Here is a 7,542-nt window from a genome sequence, read left to right on the forward strand (position 1 = left end):
TTGGTGACGGATTTGTAGTGAAGACAACAAAATAATTGAAGTTTAAGTTTTTGAGAAGGGGCGTTATCCGGAAATGGAAACGCCCCTTTCATTAATTTAGAATCGGAAACTCAATCCTCCTAAGAAATTGAATCCTTCCGTAGGATAACCTAAATAATATTGATATTTCTTGTTCAGCAGGTTATGTACTTGCGCATAGACAGATACTCCTTTGAATACATTATAGCTGGCTCCGATATGCAAATCATTCACTGCAGTCATTTTTGCATACTCTTTCACTTCTTTCCGGTTGATGTAATCATAACCTAGATTTATGTTAAGAGCAGAGATCGGATGAATACGTACATTGAAAGACATTTCACTGACCGGTTTCACAGCCAACAGATATTCCTCTGTTTTGCTGTCCCAATTACGGTAAGTATATTTAGCTGATATTCCAAGGATATCTTTGTAATCGTAACTGATTTCACCTCCAAGGTAAAGATTGTCTGTATTGTCTTGAGCAAAAGAAAGATAAGAACCTGAATGAATATTACTTGGGTCAAAACCTAAATAAGATAAGTCGTTCTTTAGATTCTGATAACCACCGAACACGTTGAACCAAAGTCCCGGATAAGGGCTTGCTTTGAATCCGATACTACCGTTGATTTGCTCGTAAGTATCATAAGGACGTTGTACGTATCCCAAAGTAGCAGTGGTATTTGCCTCCGGCAGTTCACCGTAAGGACAGATACTTTCTAATCTACGGAAATCATTCAATTGCTTACCGCCGGTTGCTTTTGCATAAACAATGTAGCTATCAGAAAAAATATACTGTGCAGTGATATCGGGTGAAATACGGAAAGACTTATCAAATCCGAAAGATAAATCTACATTGGCTCCGATATGCAATTTCCAGTCATCATTATTCAGTTCATAATATGGATTTAAAAGAAGCGTTGTGTAGTTTTTGAAGTATTCATCTCCGGTGGAAACATTCTTTGTATATCCGTTGTAGAGAAGATTGTTCATTTCCAAAGCGATAGTTATTAATTGTTGGTCGCTGATAGCTCCCGTGACATCGCCTTTGGTACGTATGATTGTTTCCTTGATACCTGTATTGGCTTCAGATTCATTGAACATGTTATGCTGACGTTCATACATCAACAGATTTGTTTCTGCGTTGAAACGCAGTGGTGCAGTCTCATCAGTGAAATGAATGCCCGCATGGAAGTCACCGGATGTGAATTTCTGCTTGCTGTTTACGCTTTCCGGTTGGAAGTTGAAGTTGCTCAATCCGAAGTTTCCGGCAATATTTAAATCCAGTTTATTAAATTGGTGTGTGTAATCTACATTTGCGCGTGTGCGATAATAAAATGCATTCCATTTTTCTCCATCTGTGAAGGGAAGAGTTAACTTACCATCCATTCCATCCATTTGGAAACGTACATTCAATTTGTCTTTCTGCGACAGACGGAATAGATAATTGGCAAGAATATCCAAATTGCCATAATTACCATATCCGGCACGTACATATCCCGGGGTAGTGCCGGGTTGAACTTCTTTTCCGGTATAGGGGCGCATCAGGCCTGCCGGAACGGAAGTGGCCGGAAAGAATGTTGTAGCATACTCTACTTCTTTCTTGCTCACTGTCGGTTCTTCTACTTTAGGCAGGACGTTTACTTTCGAAGCGTCCATAATGTCCGGGTTATATTCTTGTTCCACAACGACCGTGCGGGTCATTGTTGTATCCTTCGGTTGGGTGGTTTGGGCTTGAAGGCAGGATGGCATTGAGATTGCCAATGCGAGTCCTCCTATTATATAATGAGATCGTTTCATATTTTTCTATTTTTTTATTCTCAATTCTCAACTTTCAATTTACTAAGTCTGCTTTCAATCATGCTTTCAATATCGTCATTCCCTTGATAATTCTGTTGCAGACTTAGCAGATATTGGCGTGCGTCCAGATCTTTACCCGTAGCATGATAAACGTCGGATAGAAGGATAAAACTGCGCGCTAGCCAATAAGCATGTGGCGTACTCTGTTCTATATAGTTGAGCAACTCTTTCTCTGCAGCGGCATATTCTTTTGCGTCGTAGAGGGATTGTGCAACCTGATATTTAGCTTCGGCACCGTAAGAGTTACGTGTGTCTTTGGCCAGTTCACGATAGTCTTCCATTGCTTTCTTGTCAGCCTTTTGCTTGGTGTAGGCTTTAGCACGGTAATAAAGAGCTTCATTTCTTAGCTCCGGACTAAGTTTGGCTTCTGCAAGCAGGCCGGTAGCTGCATGGATGGTTTCTATGTCATCTCGCAATAGGAAGGCGCAACGCAGAATACCCGTTTCAGCAAGTTGGCGGCGCTCTACGTTGGTTGCTTTTTCTTTCAGCATTTTGTAGCTAGCTAATGCTTCAGCCATATTTTGCTGGTTGAATTGCACTTCAGCACGCAAGATCAATGCTTCTTCTGCAAACGGATTGTTTGGATATTCCAACAACTTACCGGAATGGAGAAGAATCATATCATAATTTTTCTGCTCGTTTCCGATCAGGCAGAGATAATAATGTGCGTTCAGGCTGAAGGCTCCTTCCGGGAAAGTTTGCAGGTATTTGTTGAGGCTTGTTTTGGCTTCTTCCATTCTGCCTCGTGCATAAATCTTTTCTGCGGCGGCATACGTAAGCGAGTCTTGTTCGTTAGCATCGAAACGGATGTGTCCTGGCATGGCATTTGCTAAAGCAGCAAATTCGTCGATGCGGTTGAGATCCACATAAATAGATTTCAAATCACGCATGGCAAGGCGGGCTTCTTCACTGCCCGGATATTTTTCGATAACCTGTTTGTAGGCTTCGATTGCTTGGTTGTAATCTCCTTTTTGGTAATATAATAATCCGATTTCGGCGGCAGCTTTCCTGCTGACCGGACTTTCAGGATATTTAGCAAGCAATTCTTTGAAAGAAGTAATGGCTTGATTGTTGTTGTCCATCAAAACATAGGAACGCCCTTTCTCGTAAATAGCGTTTACGGCATAAGGAGAAGCAGGGTACTTTCCTACCAGACGGTTCAGCAAGGTAATCTTACCGGTATAGTCTTTCTGCAGACCGGATACAAGAGCCAGTTGATAGAAAGAATAGTCTCCGGAAGAAGTATTCATCTGTTCGGCTTGCGAATAATACTGTTTGGCTTCTTCGAAGTTACGTACATGCAGGTGGCAGTCACCAATACGATTGTATGCATCGGCAAGTGCGGTTGCATTTTCACCTTTCTCCAGTTGAATGTATTTTTGGAAGTAATTGCTTGCTTGCGTATAGTCTTTCCGGTGGAAAGCGATATATCCTAAGTTATAATTGGCAAGCGCATACATTTCGTTATTGGGTTGGGTGGTGAGTTGCAGATAAGCATTAAAATCACGCGCGGCTTCTACCATTCGGTTTAGACGGTAATAGGATTCTCCGCACCAATAGTAAGCGTCTGCCTTGGTCTGACGATTGTATTGTCCGATGGCAATGGATTGGTTCAGATATTTCAGAGCTTGTTCGAAGTCGGCGTTAGCGAAAGATTGAGTTCCTAATTGGAACAGTATCTTCTGTTTGGCTTCCAATATTTGTGCGCTTGGTTTGGCAATCCGGTCGATTGATTTCAAAGCTGCATCGTAGCTACGTGTATTCATGTAAACTTCTACTAGGTAGCTGCTGACTTTTTCAGCGTATGGAGAAGTCGGAAATTCATTCAGGAATTTCTCAAAGGCAGTAACTGATTCACCGAAAGCGGAGAAAGAAGTCTCGTGCAGGCAAAGAGCGTAATTGTAAGCTGCCTGTTCCTTGATTTGCATATTAGCATTGGAGGCGGCTGCCTGTTCAAAAGCCATGCGTGCTTTGTTTTTCTCTGCCAGTTGCAGATAAGAGAGTCCCATGTGGAGATATGCATTTTGGGTAAGGGCATCGTTGTCAGTTGTTACCTTACCTAATGTTTCGGCTGCTTTGGAGTATACTTTTGTTTGGTAGTAGGAGAGTCCTAGCATATAAAGGGCATCCCGCCGGGGAGCTGAGCGATCCTTATTCAAGTAATTGTTGAATGCTTCTACGGCTTGGTGATATTGTCCGAAATGGTAATAGACATCTCCCAGAATACGGTACATTTCTGCTGCGTATTCATTATTCGGATAGGCTGACAGATAGTTTTGAGCTACAATCTGTGCTTTATCGTAGTTTTTGAGCTGCACATAAATTTCGGCTATGTAATAGGGGACGAGGGTTTTGTATTTTGAGTCGTCCTGTAAGGGGAGGAAGCCTTTCAACGCTTCAGTATAACGTTTTTGTGTATAGCGGATGTAGGAAAGATAGTAATCACAATCTTTGGCGTATTTGGGGCTGTTGGCACGCAAAGTTTCAAACCAGATGGCTGCTTCTCTTAGATTATCGGTTTTCAGATAACAGGTAGCCAGTTGGTAGGTGCAGTCGTCCCGTTCTTCATTACCTAACAAATCGAGGTCGGCAGAGTTGAAGAGTGCCAGTGCTTCATCATATTTTCCTTCGTAGAAATAGCAGGAGGCTAACAGCGCATAAATGCGGTTAGCGTATGGAGTATCAGGATAACGGTCGAGATATTTGCGGAGGAGTTCGATGCGGTTTTTGTCTTTCAGTTCGTAAGCCGAACTGACTAGCATATACTCTGCGTTCTGAAGAAGGCTGGCTGCAGGCTTTTGTTTTACAAATGCTTTCAATGCCGGCAGAGCAGCTGCATAATTTCTTTCCTGGAAAAGTTCTTTCCCTTCTTTATAAAGGTTGTCAGTCGAAGTGAACTTATCACCTGTCTGGGCAAATCCTATAATGGGCGTGCAGCAGATGGCGGCACAAATGAGTCTAGTAATTTCTTTTTTCATAATCGGGTGTTTATGCAAAAGTACTACATATCTTTCAATGAGAATCCTTTGAAAGTTATTTTATAATCATTTAATTCTTTATGTAAAGTTTCTCCTTTCTTTTCCAATGCCGGGATACTTATTTTTCTCGGATTTCTTTTTACTTCTCCGATAAGTGCTGTTTTGTTAAACCGGTTGAGGGCGATCAGGTCTATTTCATTTTCTCCGTTTTTGTCCCAATAGTTACCTACGTCGGTAACTTCCTCTTCTTCAGCGATAAGTTCACGGAAATATTTTTCTAACAATAGGCCGCTGTATTGTTCATAGTTCTTTTCTACATATTCTATCAGTAAATGGTTTTTCCCCATTTCCAGTACTGCGTTGTTTGGGAAAATAAAGCGAAACCAGAATCGTAGAAAATTGTCTTGCAGGCAATAACGGGTAGCACGACTATTAGGTTTAGCGAACATCGGTTTCACTTTTTTGATTAATGAATATTCATCCTCAAGGTTGGCTAAATAGGAACCGGTGTTTTTATTGATGATGGAATCAATCTCTCGTTGTGTTGTTTTTCCTTCTGCAATGAGAGATAGGATAGAAAAATAATTGGCATAGTCTTTCCCGAACTCGGAAATCAACATGTCTTTGCCTTCTGTCAGAAATGGTGAGCCTTCGGAAAGCGCATAATCTATCATGGCTGTTTTATTAAATGCTTTCGCTTCCATCAATAGGGTGATGTATTTGGCTACTCCACCTGTCAGCAAATACAAGCAAAGCAAATCTTCCGATGTGAATTGGGGGGCATGGTCTGCTAGAATCTCTTTGATAACGGTGGTGGTGAATGGATGCAGAGAAATTCGGGCGGTAAGGCGTCCGTATAGTGGCTCCTTGCGGTCTTCGAATATTCTTTTCATCATTGAATAAACGGAACCGCATACAATGAAATTGATTTTGGAAGTCGCGTGATATTGGTCCCAAATACGTTGTATGTCACTGACGATAGACGGATTGACATAGAGAAATTCTTGAAATTCGTCAATGATTAATGTGAAATTTTCCTTTTGGGAATGTTGCATCAGCAGTTCAAAGAGCTGTGCGAACTCTCTGATTTCTCCATAGATACGAATGCCAAGCGTTTCCTGAATGACAGGTTGATATTGTGCGCAAAGCAGGACTTCACTCTTTCTTGCTACAAATATATATACGAATCGGGTGTCTTTGACAGACTCTAAGAGTAGAGCTGTTTTTCCGATTCGTCGGCGTCCGGTCATTACAGTAAAGCAAGCGCTCGTTTGTGATTGCTTTTTAGCTGCATACAGTATCGCCATTTCTTTCTTTCGGTCGTAGAACTTCATATTATTGCTATCTTAATGGCAGTTAATTTAATGGCCATTAAATTAATGGTGGTTACAAAGATAACACAATATGTTGTATTTTGTTCATTTATAGTAATATAATATGATTGTTTAAGATTATGTGATAAATTACTTTGATCTATTTGGTTGAGATGAACTTCTATTTTACAAATACATCAATTGGCTACTGAAAAATGGCCCATCTTAAGAAAAGGAATATTTAAACGAGAATAAAAGGCGTAATTACTGGGAGGATTGAGAAATATAAAAAAACGCAGAGATTTGTAGGTGCGAAATTCTTTCTTTTTGTTATATGAGATGTTTGTCGATTAAATTGTAATGCTTTTCTTCTTTTTCACTTGTTGTGTAAACTGAAATGTGGTTAGAAACTGGCATTTTGTTGTTTGTTGCCTTTTCGATATTTGTGATGAAATAGAAGAAAAACGGTCTTAATTTTCCCTTATTTGTCTTCCTCACCGAGCAAAAGCTGCTTCGTCGGTGAGAAAGGAAGCGTTCCTCGGTGGGGAAGAACTCCTTGGTTTTAAACCAACGAATCTTTTCTTGATAGAAAAAGATGCATATTCGACTTGAATTTATACGGTATTAGCCTGTGATTTTGCATACAGTTGCATGTTTTTATGCATTTTATTCTCCAGATCATTATTTTTTTATCTGATGTTTTGGAGGAATATCTTAAAAATGGGACATAACTATAGATGAAATACTCTCAATCTATCAGGCTGATGAGATTATCTTAGCGGCATTGAGCTAGAAACAAGCTAAGTCCGCGACGGATAGAATCCAACCCAAAATCTTCCGGATGAATCTCGGAGAGAGGTAGGAAGAAAGAATCTGCTACATCATCCATGGCGGAGAAATGGCTCATGTCTTCTACAGTGCAGAGGAAAAACATATCGAGAGTATGTACAGGGAAACCTGAATAAACATAAATATTGGGAAGTGTGAACTGGTAAACGGCTTTTTTAACTTTCAGCCCTGTTTCTTCCAGTACTTCGCGGGCAACACCTTCTTCGCCTGTTTCATTCATATCGATGAATCCGCCGGGAAGATCGAGAGTCCCTTTGGCTGGCTCTTTGGCACGTTTGCAGACAAGCAGTTCATTTTTCTCATTCAAGATGAGTGCTACTGTGGCGGCAGAAGGATTGAAATAATAGACAAAGCCGCAATCTGCACATTTTTTAGATTTCTCGTTGTTGATCTCAAAATGAGAGGAACCACATTCAGGGCAATATAAGAATTGGGCAAGAGGATGTTCCATGATCGTATATCTTTTCCAGGTTTTTGTTATGTAGGTTTGCGGCGTTACCGCCGCATTCCCCATTAAGAACTGT

4 protein-coding genes are annotated in these 7,542 nt (G+C 40.8%); all 4 read right to left on the reverse strand.

Going from position 1 to position 7,542, the window contains the following annotated elements; all coding sequences use genetic code 11:
* Nucleotides 1–96 precede the first annotated feature (96 nt).
* Entirely contained in the window at nucleotides 97–1,818 is a 1,722-nt protein-coding gene (locus DW173_RS15145; protein ID WP_120144688.1) for a TonB-dependent receptor, read from the reverse strand.
* 20 nt (nucleotides 1,819–1,838) lie between these two features.
* On the reverse strand, nucleotides 1,839–4,856 hold the full coding sequence (locus tag DW173_RS15150; protein WP_120144689.1) for a tetratricopeptide repeat protein: 3,018 nt from the start codon (nucleotides 4,854–4,856) through the stop codon (nucleotides 1,839–1,841).
* 23 nt (nucleotides 4,857–4,879) lie between these two features.
* Nucleotides 4,880–6,190 (reverse strand): ATP-binding protein, encoded by a 1,311-nt coding sequence (locus DW173_RS15155; RefSeq protein WP_008646462.1) that lies wholly within the window; start codon nucleotides 6,188–6,190, stop codon nucleotides 4,880–4,882.
* A 754-nt stretch (nucleotides 6,191–6,944) separates the two neighbouring features.
* Nucleotides 6,945–7,469, reverse strand: a complete 525-nt coding sequence (locus DW173_RS15160) for an NUDIX hydrolase (protein WP_120144694.1) — start codon at nucleotides 7,467–7,469, stop codon at nucleotides 6,945–6,947.
* Nucleotides 7,470–7,542 lie beyond the last annotated feature (73 nt).

Origin of the sequence: Bacteroides sp. AM16-13, assembly GCF_003602705.1 — a bacterium.
In the GTDB taxonomy this organism is placed as follows: Bacteria; Bacteroidota; Bacteroidia; order Bacteroidales; family Bacteroidaceae; genus Bacteroides; species Bacteroides xylanisolvens.

Bases quoted from the DNA above. Each gene is read 5' to 3' on its own strand.
- DW173_RS15150 (WP_120144689.1), bottom strand. From the start codon at position 4,856: ATGAAAAAAGAAATTACTAGACTCATTTGTGCCGCCATCTGCTGCACG.
- DW173_RS15160 (WP_120144694.1), bottom strand. From the start codon at position 7,469: ATGGAACATCCTCTTGCCCAATTCTTATATTGCCCTGAATGTGGTTCC.
- DW173_RS15155 (WP_008646462.1), bottom strand. From the start codon at position 6,190: ATGAAGTTCTACGACCGAAAGAAAGAAATGGCGATACTGTATGCAGCT.
- DW173_RS15145 (WP_120144688.1), bottom strand. From the start codon at position 1,818: ATGAAACGATCTCATTATATAATAGGAGGACTCGCATTGGCAATCTCA.